Genomic DNA, 12,435 nt, shown 5'->3' with positions numbered 1-12,435 from the left:
CTACGCGCGGCGCCTTTATCCAATCGATAGTGCGGAGGCCTGAGATAGAGCGCCTCGATGGCCGTGGGCTGTTTATGGTTTATCTTCGTCAACTGAGTTGAACGGAAATTTACAATAAAATCAGCGTTTAACGCCGCCGCCCTCATGATGCCTTAACCCCAAGGCGTTTCATTATGACACTCTCGGAATGAACGCGAAAACGCGTCGATCCGGGCGCTGGTTGGTTGGTCGGTTAGTCCTGGGGCGCAGAACATGGCGCGCGTGGTGGTTCTTCTTGGGGGTCTAAGCCCTGAACGGCCTGTGAGCTTGAGCTCTGGGGCCGGGTGCGCGGCGGCGCTGCGCAGGCTTGGCCATGATGTCATTGAAATTGATCCGCAGAACCCGAGCTGGATCGCCGACCTCGCTTCTGCGCGCCCGGATGCGGTGTTCAATGCGCTGCACGGCGAATGGGGCGAGGACGGCCGCACGCAAGGCGTGCTCGAATACTTAAAGCTTCCTTACACGCACTCGGGCGTGCTCGCGTCCGCGATCGCGATGGATAAGGACAAGTCGAAGGCGGTGTTCGCGCAGGCCGGCCTGCCGCTCGCAAAGGGCAAGCTCATGGACCGCCATGAGGCGGCCAAGGCGCACCCGATGCCGCTGCCGTATGTGGTGAAGCCGAACGCGCAGGGCTCGTCGGTCGGTGTTTATATCGTGCGCGAAGGCGCCAATCGTCCGCCCGAACAATTGCTCGATCCGGACTGGACGTTCGGCGACGATGTGCTCGTCGAAGAGTTTATCGACGGCCAAGAGCTGACGGTCGCTGTGATGCATGATCGCGGCGCGCTGGCGGTGACGGAAATTCTGCCGGCCGGCGAATGGTACGATTTCGACGCGAAATATTCCGAAGGCGGTTCGCGCCACGAAATTCCGGCAAAGATCCCGCAACGTGTTGCAGACCAATTGATGCGTGCGGCGGAAGCCGCGCACCACGCCTTGGGCTGCCGCGGCGTGTCGCGCTCGGATTTCCGCTACGATCCCAAGCGTGACGTGATCGCGCTGCTGGAAGTGAACACGCAGCCTGGCATGACGCCGACGTCGCTCGTGCCGGAACAAGCTGCATACCTTGGCATGTCGTATGACGACATCGTCGCCTGGATCCTGGGAGACGCGTCATGCCAGCGGTAAGAGGCGCGCGCCGCGCTGGGCGCAATCAGCAAGCTGAACATCCGCGTTCGCGCCGTGGTAAAGCCGTGCCGCCGCCATCGATGAATTCGATGCCACGTCTGGCGCAGATCAAACTGAGCGGCGGCTTGGCCTCGGACGACGTGAAGGTGTCGGGCAAGAGCCTGGTGCTGGCCCTGACGGGCGCGGTGTTTTTCCTGGGCGCTGGCGTGGCCGGCGCTGCGTGGCTGGGCTCGTCGCTGTTCGACGTGCGCGAAGCGTTTGCGCGCGCCGCCGATGGCGCCGCCGCCAATGTGGGTTTTGCGGTCGACGAGATTCAGGTCTCGACGATCGAAGGCGCGTCCGCGATTTCGCCAGCGCGTGCGGCGGAAGTGCGTGCGCTGATCGTGCCGGAGGGGCGCCAATCGATCCTGTCGCTCGATCCGAACGATGTGAAGACACGCGTCGAGAGCTTGGATTGGGTGCAGGGCGTGCGCGTCCGTCGCCTGTGGCCGAACGACATGCTGATCGAAGTCGAGCGCCGGCAAGAATATGCGCGTTGGCAGGAAGACGGCGAGATTTCCGTGATCGATGCGAACGGCGAGCGTCTGCTCACTGAGCGCGCGGCGGATCATGCGAATTTGCCGCTCGTGGTCGGCCAAGGCGCCGGTCCCGCGTCGCCGCCAATGCTGGCGGCGCTGGAAAGCTTGCCGCAAGTGCGCGCGCATTTGCGCGCGCTGGTGCGCGTGGGCGATCGCCGCTGGAATGTCGAACTGACGAGTGGAACAACTGTGGCGCTGCCAGAAGAGCGCCCGGAAGAGGCGCTCGCACAACTCGAGGAGCTGCAAACCGAACACGCATTACTCGATCGCCCGCTGGCGCAGATCGATATGCGCGTGCCGAACCGCGTCGCTATTCGCGTGCATCCGGTGCTGGCCGGCGGTTTGCGTCCTCTGTTGGGAGGCGCGTGATGGCATTGGCTTACGACCCCGTCCGCGAAAGCGCACGCACGCGCGAGGAAGCGCCGCGCGAAGCCTTGGCGCCTTTGGCGGCGACGCTCGATGTGGGCGTGGCGAAAACGGTGTGCTTGGCGGCGCGCCGCGATCCGGTGCTGGAAATGCACCCGGATCGGCCGATGCGCGTGCTGGGCATTGGCGTGCAGACTGCGCCTGCGATCGCCAGCGGCAAGCCGGCGGATTTCGACGCCTGCGCGCGCGCTATTCAAGTTTCGATCGAGGAAGCGGCGGCGATGGCCGGCGCGCCGATCCGTCGTGTCGTGGCGTCGTATTCAGGCCCGGGCGTGGCATCGCGGATTTCGCGTGGCGCCGTGCGCTTGAAGAGCGGCGCGGTGACGGGCCGTGACATCGACTCGGCGATCAATGCGGCGCTGCAAGCGAGCCCGACGCCGAACCTGGCGATCCTGCACATCGAACCGCTGCGCTATATGGTCGATGACGGCGAGCCGATCGATGATCCGTATGGCCTGAGCGGCAAGATGCTGGCGGTGGAAGCGTGCATCGTCACGGCGCCAGCGGAAGCGATCAATGCGCTGAAATCGTGCGTGCGCGCGGCGGGCGCTGACGTTGAAGAGATTGTAGCGGCGCCGCAAGCGGCCGCACTTGCTGTGATGACGGCTGAAGAACGCGAGATGGGCACGTTGGTTGTCGATCTCGGCGCGGGCTCGATTGGCTTGGCGGCGTATGCGGCTGAAGGCTTGGTCTATGCCGAAACCGTCGCGTGTGGCGGCGGCGTGCGCATGACGCGTGATCTGGCGGCGAAGTTGCAAACGACGTTCGCTGCGGCTGAGCGTGTGAAGCTACATTTCGGCGCTGTTGGCAATGCCTGCGATCCGCGTGAAGCGGTGTCAGCGCCGAAGCTGGGCTTGGACGGGCGCTTGGAAGCGGCGACGACGCTGCGTGGCGTGATCGTGGATACGCTGACGCCGCGTTTGACGGAAATGCTGTTGCTGGCGCGTCAGCAATTGTCGCGCGCGGGCTTCTCTGGTGTGGCTGGTCCGCAACGCGCGATCCTCGTTGGCGGCGGCGCGCAAATGCCTGGCGTGCGTGAATTGGCGGCGGAAGTGCTGGGCATGCCGGTGCGTTTGGGCCGTCCGCATGATCTTTGCGGATTCGATCAATACGAGGCGGGGCCGGGCTATGCGGCGAGTGCCGGCCTGTTGCGCCATCGCTTCGACAATCCGCAACTCGCCGACGTCGAAGAGCATTTCGCACCAAGCTTGTCGCATGTCGCATCACTGATGCGCGACACGATGGGCAAAGCCTGGAACTGGCTGCGCGATAATTTCTAAGCGCGTCGCTCAGCGACGACCGCCGCGTCCGTAATTGGCAGGGTCCGCGTTCGGACCGCTGTCGTTATCCGTGACGCCGGTGTAGCCGCGCGCGCCGCCGCGGCCGTAACCCGCGCGATCAGCGTAATTGCCGCTGTCGTTATCAGTATAGCCGCTGCCGCCGCCTTGTCCGCGACCGCCACGTCCGTAACCGGCGCGATCCGCGTAGGGGCCGCTGTCGTTATCCGTGTAGCCGGTTTGGCCGCCGAAGCCGCGACCGCGTCCGGCCGGATCGGCGTAGGGGCCGGAATCGTTGTCGGTCATGCCGGTGCGACCGCCGCGGCCACGACCGGCTGGGTCGGCGTATGGGCCTGAATCATTGTCGGTGACGCCGCTTGAGCCGCGCCCGCGCCCTGCGGGATCGGCGTATGCGCCCGTGTCTTGATCGGTGACGCCCGCATTGCCGCCGCGCCCATAGCCCGCGCGATCACTCGTATCGCTATCGGTGATCCCGCTGCGGCCGTAACCGGCGCGATCGGCGTAGGCGCCAGAGTCCGCGTCGGTGCGGCCAGTGTAGAAGCCGCCGCCATAACCGCCGCCGGTGGCGGTGGCGCAGCCTGTGACTGTCGCGGCCGCACCGCCGATGATCAGCGTGCCGCCGACGCGGCTCATGAACGAACGCCGATTGAGTGGTTTCTTGTCTGACATCGCGCCTCTCGCCAGTCGCGATGGTTAGACGCGGCGGACGGCGTTGCAAGCGAAGATCAAAAGATGCGAGTCGTTCGCGGTGCGGCGCGGCGTTGTCAGATGTGAAGCCGGGTGCGCAGTGCGCCGTCGAGCGCTGTGTCCAATTGCAATCCGGACACTGGCGCGAGCATGTCTGTCATCGCGCGCCACATGACGCCGTGCACCATCATGTGCGCCTCGTTGACATCGTGCATTTTCGCCATCGCTGCGCCGACAAGACGATCGGTGTGGGAAATTGCGTCTAAGCGCCAATGTTCGAATGTTTGTGTCATGTGAGCCTCCGGGAACAGGCTCCGAGGCCGCGCGGGCCGCGGCAAGAAAGCGTGATCAAACTGATGAAGGCTGACACCGTACCACAGTTTCCGCGCGTACGCCGTTCATTTCGCAGCTTTTGCTTGTATTTCTGCCGATGCGCCCCATGTTGACAGTGCAGCGTCCGCGCATTTGTCGCCGTTCGCTCGTTTTCACGCAAAGGATGCAGGTATGGCGCACACCAAGTTTGGCGCGGGGCAACGCGTTTCTATTGTGCGCTCTGGCGCCTTTTCCGCCCCCAGTGGAACCTATCGCGTCGTCCACGCGCTCCCGCACGAAAAAGGTGCACAGCAATATCGCGTCAGGAACGACGCTGAAGCGTTCGATCGCATCATGGATGAGAGTCGTCTTGAGACGGTGCAATTGTGATGCGCGGGACCAGGCCGTTCACGCCGCAGCCGCCGCAAGTCGTCGCGAAAACCGTGAAATATCGCGCTGATCAGGAACACGTGCTGCGCAGGCTTGGCGGCGCGCTGGTGCTGCAATGGGATGCTTTGCCGGAAGACTTGCAGGATTTGATCGTGGATCAGGCAGCGATTGTGGATGATCGCGAGGATGCGCCGCATGAATCCGGCGACATCGAGAACTTCATTCGCAGCGCCAAAGTCACCGCCTTGGCGAAGCCGCAAGCGGCGGATGGCTGAAAAGAAATCCGCTTAAGCATTGGCTTTTGGGACGATAGCGTCCATATAGTCTTCATCGATCCTCGTCGCGTCACGCTCTGATCCTCGCTGTCGCGCCGGATGTTTGCTGTTTCCCTCGAAAAATCGGCGCCTGACGTGGAAGGTCCACGCTGGCAATTCTCATGGAGGCAGGCAAATGGCTGTCGGTACTGTTAAGTTTTTCAATTCGCAAAAAGGTTTTGGTTTCATCGCGCCGGACGGCGGCGGCAAGGACGTGTTCGTACACATCTCCGCCGTTGAGCGTTCGGGCATGTCGAGCCTGAACGATGGGCAGAAGGTCTCATTCGATCTCGAGCGCGATCGCCAAGGTCGGGACTCGGCTGCGAACCTGAAGGCGGCCTAATCGTTTCGCGCTTCGGGCGCTGAATGATGGAAACGGCGGTGGACCTCGGGTCCGCCGCCGTTTTGCTTTTTGGCGTGCTGAGATCGTGGCGTTTTCCCCAGACGCGTTGTGTGACGTACCGCACTGGCGCCGCAAAACCGCCCTCACTATTTCGGAGTCTTAACGAGAGCTTAAGCGCTTGGCCGGCAAAGCTGTAACCGGGGCAAGTGCGAGCATGGGCGAATCGTGAGAATCGGTCGCCCTTGGAGCAGGTAATGAACCAGTATGGCGCGCCCACGATCAACGATCTGAAGCCACGCATTGTGGTGTTCGGGGTCGGCGGCGCTGGCGGCAACGCGATCAACAACATGATCGACGCCAATCTGCAGGGCGTCGAGTTCGTCGTGGCCAATACGGACGCGCAGGCGCTGACGCGCGCGCGCACGCCGAACCGCTTGCAATTGGGCCATTCGATCACTGAGGGCCTGGGCGCAGGCGCGCGGCCGGAAGTGGGCCAAGCGGCGGCGCAAGAGAGCCAGCCGGAGATCATCGAGTTTCTGGAAGGCGCGCACATGGTGTTCGTCGCCGCCGGCATGGGCGGCGGTACGGGCACGGGTGCAGCGCCGGTGATTGCGCGCACGGCGCGCGAGCGCGGCATCCTGACGATCGCGGTCGTCACCAAGCCGTTTCACTTTGAAGGTCAGCGCCGCATGCAGCTGGCCGAGCAGGGCGTGCAGGAGTTGCGCAAGCACGTCGATACGCTGATCGTTATTCCGAACCAAAATCTCTTCCGCGTCGCCAACGAGCGCACGACGTTCGCCGAGGCGTTCCAGCTGGCGGACCAAGTGCTCTATTCGGGCGTGCGCGGCGTCACCGATCTCATGGTCATGCCCGGCCTGATCAACCTCGATTTCGCCGACGTCCGCACCGTGATGGCCGAAATGGGCACGGCGATGATGGGCACGGGCGAAGGCCGTGGTCCCAATCGCGCCTTGGAAGCGGCGCACGGTGCGATGGCGAATCCGCTGCTGGATATCGTGTCGATGCGTGGCGCCAAGGGCGTGCTGATCAACATCACCGGCGGCTTCGACATGACGCTGTACGAGGTCGATCAGGCGGCAAACGAGATCCGCGCCGAAGTCGATCCGAACGCGAACATCATTCTGGGCTCGACCTTCGATGAAACGCTTGAAGGCTCGATCCGCGTGTCGGTGGTGGCGACGGGCATCGATGACGAGGCGATCGTCACGCAGCAGACGGTGATCGAACCGGCGCGACGTGCGAACGAAGCGCCGACGCGTCGTCCGGTCGTGCCACGTCCGGAGGCGGCGACGTCGCCTGTTCCCGAGCCGGTGGCGCGCGAGACCTTTGAAGAAACGCGCCCGAGCTTCGCCAATGATCTGGAGCCCGAGCCGCGTCGCGGCGGCGGCTTCAGCCTGTTCGGTTGGAAGAAGAACGCGCCGCGCGACGAGCCGCCGTCACTCCGCGATTTCAACATCGACGACGATGCGCCGGCCGCTCAGCCGCGCCGCGCGCATGAAGACGTCGTGCGCGATCCGGAATTGGACGAAGAGCTGGAAATCCCCGCCTTCCTCCGCCGACAAATGAACCCGCGCTAATTCGCGGGCGCGCCGCTTTTTGCGCGCACCGGGCCAAGAATGTTATCGAACGGGACCAAGCCGACGACGCTCATCACGCGACTATCGGCTGAATTGTCGCGATGGTCGCCCATCATGAAATAGTGGCCCTCGGGCACGACATAGACGCGCGTGTTGTCGAGTTCGGTCATGCCGCGATCTATGGTGACGTAGCTCACACCGTTCGGCAGCGTCTCGCGAACGCTTTCGAAGGCTTCTTCTCCGTAGCCTGAATCAATTGTGAGCGGGCCAGCGGGTTCGTGCGCGACTGGTGTGCCGTTGATGTGCAGCACACCTTCGATCATCTGAATGCGATCGCCTGGCAGGCCGACGATGCGCTTGACGAAATCACGCTCCGGCTCCGGCGTCGGGCGGAAGACGACAATATCGCCGCGCTCGGGCAGGCGTGGATTGAAACGACCTTCGGGCAAGAGGTCTTGAAATGGCGCTGCGGAAAAGCGGCTGTATCCATAGCTCCATTTCGTCACGACGATGTATTGGCCGATTTGAAGCGTCGGCTGCATCGATCCAGCAGGGATGTGGAAGGGTTGCACGAGCGCAAAGCGGATCGCAAATGCAAGCGTGAGTGAGAGAAGAAGCGGTACAAGCCAAATCGCGACGTAGCCGAGCAAACGAACCGGCCCTGCGGGCTCAACCCATTGCTGACGCGCGACGGCGCGCCATACGAAAATGGCGATGATGAAAGAGATGCCGAGGCTGATGAGGTCCGCGGCCATCGGCGCAAGCGGGTGATTGAACCAGCCCGACAGCGGGTCGAGCGTGAAGAACGCGATGACAAGCGCTGAGGCCAGTATCAACCCAATCAAGAGACCGAGCAAGGCGACGCGCCACGCGGCCTTGGTTTGGCGCGCGTAATAAAGGCCGAAGCCCCAGCCTATGAATGTCAGCAAGGCCGCGATCCATGGGCGAACCCGGCGCGTTTGTGTGCTCTCGGTCGTCATGATTTCCCCCGCGTCGGGCAAGTCGCAACCAGAGAGCGGGGTCAATCGATGGTTGGCGCTGGTCGCAAAGCGCTATCGCCGCCGGCTTTCGCGCCCCACCATGATGCGTGGGAGGCGTGTCATGTCCACGATGTCGATCCTGGTTTGGGCGCTGATCTATGGCGTCGTTTGGAATGTGCTCGGTTGGGCTGGTAACAATTTCTTGCTTGAGGCCGGGTGGGATGCGGTGGGCGCGCAGCTGTCGCCGGATTTCGCGCCGCCTTGGTCGCCGCTCACGCGCGAGCTGCTGAGCTTTGTCTCTGACTTTGTTTATGCGTTCGCATTCGTGTGGCTCTTCGCGCATGGCGCGCAGAAGAGTGTCGCGCATGCGCTGGCGCTGGTGTTCGTGCTGTGGGTGTCGGGCGCGGTGATGACGTATCTGGCGATCGTCAATGCCGGCTTCTTGCCGCTGGAGATCGCAGTGCAGACCAGTGTGTTGGCGTTGGTGATCTTCTTGGCGACAGCGCCGATCCTGCCAATGGCGTTGGCCAAGAAAGCCTAGCGCTCACGCGCCCCAGAGTCTCTTACGTAGTGCGGTCTCTTGCGGCGTGAGGACGCCCGCGTGGGCGAGCTGATCTAGGTGCTCGAGTGCTGCGTGGCGGTGGTGTTCACCGTTGGGCCCGCCGGCGCTGGCGAGATGGCTTTCGACGATGGCGCGAAAGCGCAGGGATTCAAGCGAGTGCTCTTCCGCGAAGATGCGGTCGGCGAGCGCGAGCTCGTCTTCCCACGCTGCGCGCGCGGCGTTGGTGTCGCCCTGGGCAAAGGCGGCAAGACCGAAGCGTTCGAGTGCGACGGCGACGGCGTGCGCGGCTGTGGCGTCGTTGGGCGCAGCGTCGAGCAATTTGAAGCGCAGCACGATGCTTTCGTGAAATGCGGCTTTGGCGCTGGCGTGCGCGTTGGCGCCGAGATGCGCGTCGCCATGCTTGACGAGTGCCGCAGCGAGGCGTCGGATTAAGCGCATGTCGTCCGGCGCGCGTTCGAGTGCTAAGCGGCGAAACTCGACGGCGCGTGCGAAAGCGTCTTGGGCGGCAGCGCCTGCGCCCGCTGTGCGCGCGATTTCGCCCAAGCGATCCCAGCAGGCCGCGACTTCGCCGAGCCAGGCGCCGCCGATGTCCTGCGCAAAGCCTTCAGCGAGTATGCGCGCGCTGTCGGTGGCTTCGCGTGCTGTGTTCAGTTGGCCGATGCGCAGCGCGTGATCGCCTTGCGCGAGCAGGGTGCGCAGCAGGAAGCGCGAGGCGTCTTCGCCGCGGCCGGCGCGGGTGCTGAGCGTTTCCGCCATGGCGCGTGCTTGGGCGAACGATTCTCTGGCGGCGTCGTTGTCGCCAAGCGCTGCGCGTAAAGCGCCGCGCACCCGCCACACGCCGGCGAGTCCCCAGGCTTCGCTCTCGTTCTGCGCCGCCAGCACAAGCCGCGCTTGCAGCGCGCGTTCCATCGCGTCGCGCGCCGCGTTCGCATCGCCGCGCACGTAATCGGCTTCGGCTGCCAACGCCCATGCGTCGGCGAGCACAGCGCGCCAGTGCGGTTCGTGTCTTTCGGTGATGGCGAGCGCTTCGTAGCGGCCAATGGCTTCGCCGAGACGGCGGCGCGCGGAGGCTGGTTGATTGTGATCGAGTTCGAGTGCGGCGAGGCGCATCTCAGCGTCGGCGATGTCGGCGGCGAGCACGGGCGGTTCGCCGATCGCGGCGGCGACGGCGCGCAGCATGGCGAGTGCGCCTTCGGAGCCGGTGCGCGCGGCGCTGAAATCGCCGGCGCTGGCGTCGAGCTCAGCGATGCGGCCGCGGGCGCGGGCGTACCAGCGCGACGCTGTGGGTTCGCCCGGATTGGCCGAGAGCAGGGCGTCCTCGATCTTGAGCACGGCTTGGTAGCGGCCGCGCGCTTCGTCGTGGCCGCCGCCGACGCGGGCGAGTTCCCCCAGAATGAAGGCGGCGCGTGCGCGAGCGGCTTGGTCGACCGCGTCGGCCAAAACGGCCTGGGCCTCGGCGCGGGCGGCGGCGAGATCGCCGCTTTCGGCGTGCAGGCGGGCCAGCGCCAGGCGGGGCGTTGGGTCGATCGGTTCCAGCCGGATGGCGAGCGAGAGGGCTTCCTTGGCCGTTTCCGGGTCGCGCAGCTCCGCCAAAGCTGCCGCATGGCGCGCAGCCTTGGCCGCATCGGGCCCGCCAGCGCGTGCTACAGCCCGTAAAGCGTAGGTATCGCGAGGGTGTGGCGGGACTGATTTTTTATCTGACATTTCAACGGTGTAATTCAGGTCGCTTAACAGTCACAAACCGTAACGCAACGTGTGTTGTCGCACATGCGAAGGACGCCTTACACCACCATTACGGGGTCGGGGGGCCTCGCTCCAGTTCCGTGGGGGGACGAAGAGGTGGTTTCGGTGCGTCGTCAGCAAACCATTGCAGGCCCGGCTGTGTGTGCGGGCATTGGCGTCCATTCGGGCGCGCACGTCCGCATCGCGCTGACGCCGGCCCCGGTCGATACCGGTATCGTGTTCGTCCGCGCCGATGTGAAGGCTGTGGATAATTTGATCCGCGCCCACGCCGATTTCGTGTCCGAAACCCGCAATTGCACCACGATCCGCAACGCCGCCGGCGCTGAGCTGGCCACGATCGAGCATTTGATGTCGGCTTGCGCCGGCCTGGGCGTCGACAATCTCTTTGTCGAAGTCGATGGCCCGGAATTGCCGATCTTGGACGGCTCTTCGGCGCAATTCGTCGCCGTACTGCTCAATGCCGGCCTCAAGACGCAACATGCGCCGCAGCGCGTCATCCGTATTCTTGAAGCGATCGAAGTGCGTATGGGCGCGAAAAGCGCCGCCCTGCTGCCGTCCGATGGCTTTGCCGGTCTCGATCTCGACGTGACGATCCGCTTCGCCGATCCAGCGATTGGCGTGCAACGTCGTCAGATCGAACTCTCGCCGAAGAGCTTCCTCAGCGACATCGCGGACGCGCGTACGTTTGGCTTCATGTCGGACGTCGACGCGATGCGTGCGGCTGGTTTGGGCCGCGGCGCGTCTATGGAAAATACGCTGGTTGTGGATGCCGGCCGGGTTGTGAACCCGGAAGGTCTTCGCTTCGAAGACGAATTCGTACGCCATAAAATGCTCGACGCGATTGGCGATCTGGCGATGGCCGGCGCGCCGATTTGTGGCCGCTTTGTGGCGGATCAACCCGGCCACGCGCTCAATGCGCGTTTGGTGCGCGCGTTGCTCGATACGCCGGAAGCGTGGCGTTTCGAATACGAGTCCGCGCCCGAAACGGTACGCGCGGCCCAGCCGGCGCTGGTTGCCGCTGTCGGCTGAGCGCGCCTGTTCGTCCCACAGCCGCAGCCGCTTTGCGTCCGGCCAATCCTCCTGTATCAGCGATGCGCTCGCCTGTTCGGCGCGCCGATTTGTAAGCCAGAAGAGGCCAGCTGATGACCCCTCGACAAATGCAGATTGCTCGCGCAGTCGCGATGGCCGTGATGGCCGGCAGCGTGACAGCCTGCGGCGGTTTCGGCGCCAATCGCGAGCGCGAGAACGTGCAATATGTCGATGAGCCGGTGGCCGCTCTCTACAATCGCGGCGTCGATGCGATCGAGGATCAGCGTTATCCGCTCGCTCTGGCGATGTTCGAGGAAGTCGAGCGCCAACACCCGTATTCATCCTGGGCGCGCCGCTCGATGTTGATGGAGGCCTTCGTGCACTATCAAGCGCGGCAATATGATTCCTCGATCGAAGACGCGCAGCGCTTCGTGTCGCTTCACCCCGGCAACGACAGCGCGCCATACGCCTATTACTTGATCGCGATCTGCCACTTTGAGCGCATCACCGACGTGGGCCGCGACCAGGGCACCACGGAGCGTGCGCTTACGGCGCTGAATGATGTTGTGCGTCGCTTTCCGGAAACGGCTTATGCGCGCGACGCGCGTTTGAAGATTGACATGGTCTATGACCAGCTCGCCGGCAAAGAGATGTCGGTCGGCCGCTTCTATCTGGAGCGCGACCAGCACCTCGCGGCGATCAATCGCTTCCGCAATGTGGTCGAGAACGAGAACTTCCAAACTACGTCGCACACGCCTGAGGCGCTGCACCGTTTGGTCGAAGCGTACCTCTCGGTCGGCATGATCGAAGAAGCGCAGCGTATGGCGGCGATCCTTGGTCACAACTTCCCGGGTAATGCTTGGTACCAGCGCACCTACGATTTGATGACTGAGAGCGGCGTGACGCAGGTGCCGGAAGAAGAAGCGCGCCGCCGCGGCTGGCTCAGCCGCACGTTCGGCACGGTGTTCTAAGCAGGTGTCAGATTGCAGGTGTCAGGTGTCGGGATGT

General features: G+C 64.0%; 14 protein-coding genes. 10 read left to right on the top strand and 4 right to left on the bottom strand.

What is annotated here, in order from left to right; genetic code table 11:
• The first annotated feature begins 252 nt into the window (after positions 1 to 252).
• The 3 genes from EPJ54_RS07415 to ftsA are packed head-to-tail and all read left to right on the top strand — an operon-like array spanning position 253 to position 3,451.
• Entirely contained in the window at positions 253 to 1,167 is a 915-nt protein-coding gene (locus tag EPJ54_RS07415) for a D-alanine--D-alanine ligase (RefSeq protein WP_135211002.1), read from the top strand.
• The gene (locus EPJ54_RS07410) at positions 1,155 to 2,114 is read left to right on the top strand and encodes a cell division protein FtsQ/DivIB (RefSeq protein WP_135211001.1); all 960 of its coding nucleotides are present in this window, start codon (positions 1,155 to 1,157) and stop codon (positions 2,112 to 2,114) included. The genes EPJ54_RS07415 and EPJ54_RS07410 overlap by 13 nt, the downstream gene beginning before the upstream one ends.
• Positions 2,114 to 3,451 (top strand): cell division protein FtsA, encoded by a 1,338-nt coding sequence (gene ftsA / locus EPJ54_RS07405; RefSeq protein ID WP_135211000.1) that lies wholly within the window; start codon positions 2,114 to 2,116, stop codon positions 3,449 to 3,451. Before EPJ54_RS07410 ends, ftsA begins: the two co-directional genes overlap by 1 nt.
• A gap of 9 nt (positions 3,452 to 3,460) precedes the next feature.
• Here ftsA and EPJ54_RS07400 read toward each other — a convergent pair whose 3' ends face one another.
• Both EPJ54_RS07400 and EPJ54_RS07395 read right to left on the bottom strand, forming a co-directional pair.
• Complete coding sequence (locus tag EPJ54_RS07400; RefSeq protein ID WP_135210999.1) at positions 3,461 to 4,138, bottom strand: hypothetical protein; 678 nt, start codon at positions 4,136 to 4,138, stop codon at positions 3,461 to 3,463.
• A 95-nt stretch (positions 4,139 to 4,233) separates the two neighbouring features.
• Positions 4,234 to 4,449 (bottom strand): hypothetical protein, encoded by a 216-nt coding sequence (locus EPJ54_RS07395; protein ID WP_135210998.1) that lies wholly within the window; start codon positions 4,447 to 4,449, stop codon positions 4,234 to 4,236.
• A 211-nt stretch (positions 4,450 to 4,660) separates the two neighbouring features.
• Between EPJ54_RS07395 and EPJ54_RS07390 the strand changes: the two genes are divergently transcribed.
• The 4 genes from EPJ54_RS07390 to ftsZ all read left to right on the top strand — a co-directional run bounded on the left by EPJ54_RS07390 (position 4,661) and on the right by ftsZ (position 7,113).
• A complete protein-coding gene (locus EPJ54_RS07390; protein ID WP_135210997.1) occupies positions 4,661 to 4,858 on the top strand; it encodes a hypothetical protein in 198 nt (65 codons plus the stop codon).
• Positions 4,858 to 5,133: a hypothetical protein gene (locus EPJ54_RS07385; protein ID WP_135210996.1), complete on the top strand. Its 276-nt coding sequence runs from the start codon at positions 4,858 to 4,860 to the stop codon at positions 5,131 to 5,133. The genes EPJ54_RS07390 and EPJ54_RS07385 overlap by 1 nt, the downstream gene beginning before the upstream one ends.
• A gap of 175 nt (positions 5,134 to 5,308) precedes the next feature.
• Entirely contained in the window at positions 5,309 to 5,515 is a 207-nt protein-coding gene (locus tag EPJ54_RS07380; protein ID WP_135210995.1) for a cold-shock protein, read from the top strand.
• A 254-nt stretch (positions 5,516 to 5,769) separates the two neighbouring features.
• A complete protein-coding gene (ftsZ, locus tag EPJ54_RS07375) occupies positions 5,770 to 7,113 on the top strand; it encodes a cell division protein FtsZ (protein WP_135210994.1) in 1,344 nt (447 codons plus the stop codon).
• Here the strand turns inward: ftsZ and lepB are convergent.
• Positions 7,110 to 8,093, bottom strand: a complete 984-nt coding sequence (lepB, locus tag EPJ54_RS07370) for a signal peptidase I (protein ID WP_239590795.1) — start codon at positions 8,091 to 8,093, stop codon at positions 7,110 to 7,112. The two genes, ftsZ and lepB, sit on opposite strands and share 4 nt — an antisense overlap.
• Before the next feature lie 121 nt (positions 8,094 to 8,214).
• On the opposite strand from lepB, the gene EPJ54_RS07365 reads away from it, so the two are divergent.
• Positions 8,215 to 8,634, top strand: coding sequence for a hypothetical protein (locus EPJ54_RS07365; protein WP_135210993.1), 420 nt, complete (start codon positions 8,215 to 8,217; stop codon positions 8,632 to 8,634).
• A gap of 3 nt (positions 8,635 to 8,637) precedes the next feature.
• Here EPJ54_RS07365 and EPJ54_RS07360 read toward each other — a convergent pair whose 3' ends face one another.
• Positions 8,638 to 10,359 carry a hypothetical protein gene (locus EPJ54_RS07360; protein ID WP_167755615.1) on the bottom strand — a complete coding sequence of 574 codons (1,722 nt, stop codon included), beginning with the start codon at positions 10,357 to 10,359 and terminating at the stop codon, positions 8,638 to 8,640.
• A gap of 144 nt (positions 10,360 to 10,503) precedes the next feature.
• Between EPJ54_RS07360 and lpxC the strand changes: the two genes are divergently transcribed.
• On the top strand, positions 10,504 to 11,427 hold the full coding sequence (gene lpxC, locus EPJ54_RS07355; protein ID WP_239590794.1) for a UDP-3-O-acyl-N-acetylglucosamine deacetylase: 924 nt from the start codon (positions 10,504 to 10,506) through the stop codon (positions 11,425 to 11,427).
• A gap of 113 nt (positions 11,428 to 11,540) precedes the next feature.
• Positions 11,541 to 12,398, top strand: coding sequence for an outer membrane protein assembly factor BamD (locus tag EPJ54_RS07350; protein ID WP_239590793.1), 858 nt, complete (start codon positions 11,541 to 11,543; stop codon positions 12,396 to 12,398).
• Positions 12,399 to 12,435 lie beyond the last annotated feature (37 nt).

Source organism: Vitreimonas flagellata (genome assembly GCF_004634425.1).
Taxonomy (GTDB): Bacteria; Pseudomonadota; Alphaproteobacteria; order Caulobacterales; family Aquidulcibacteraceae; genus Vitreimonas; species Vitreimonas flagellata.
The sequence above is the reverse complement of the archived record's forward strand: the minus strand, read 5'-3'. Positions and strand labels throughout refer to the sequence as shown.

Coding starts and splice junctions, on each gene's coding strand:
- EPJ54_RS07415 (WP_135211002.1), top strand. CDS start 253: ATGGCGCGCGTGGTGGTTCTTCTTGGGGGTCTAAGCCCTGAACGGCCT.
- EPJ54_RS07410 (WP_135211001.1), top strand. CDS start 1,155: ATGCCAGCGGTAAGAGGCGCGCGCCGCGCTGGGCGCAATCAGCAAGCT.
- ftsA (WP_135211000.1), top strand. CDS start 2,114: ATGGCATTGGCTTACGACCCCGTCCGCGAAAGCGCACGCACGCGCGAG.
- EPJ54_RS07400 (WP_135210999.1), bottom strand. CDS start 4,138: ATGTCAGACAAGAAACCACTCAATCGGCGTTCGTTCATGAGCCGCGTC.
- EPJ54_RS07395 (WP_135210998.1), bottom strand. CDS start 4,449: ATGACACAAACATTCGAACATTGGCGCTTAGACGCAATTTCCCACACC.
- EPJ54_RS07390 (WP_135210997.1), top strand. CDS start 4,661: ATGGCGCACACCAAGTTTGGCGCGGGGCAACGCGTTTCTATTGTGCGC.
- EPJ54_RS07385 (WP_135210996.1), top strand. CDS start 4,858: ATGCGCGGGACCAGGCCGTTCACGCCGCAGCCGCCGCAAGTCGTCGCG.
- EPJ54_RS07380 (WP_135210995.1), top strand. CDS start 5,309: ATGGCTGTCGGTACTGTTAAGTTTTTCAATTCGCAAAAAGGTTTTGGT.
- ftsZ (WP_135210994.1), top strand. CDS start 5,770: ATGAACCAGTATGGCGCGCCCACGATCAACGATCTGAAGCCACGCATT.
- lepB (WP_239590795.1), bottom strand. CDS start 8,093: ATGACGACCGAGAGCACACAAACGCGCCGGGTTCGCCCATGGATCGCG.
- EPJ54_RS07365 (WP_135210993.1), top strand. CDS start 8,215: ATGTCCACGATGTCGATCCTGGTTTGGGCGCTGATCTATGGCGTCGTT.
- EPJ54_RS07360 (WP_167755615.1), bottom strand. CDS start 10,359: ATGTCAGATAAAAAATCAGTCCCGCCACACCCTCGCGATACCTACGCT.
- EPJ54_RS07350 (WP_239590793.1), top strand. CDS start 11,541: ATGACCCCTCGACAAATGCAGATTGCTCGCGCAGTCGCGATGGCCGTG.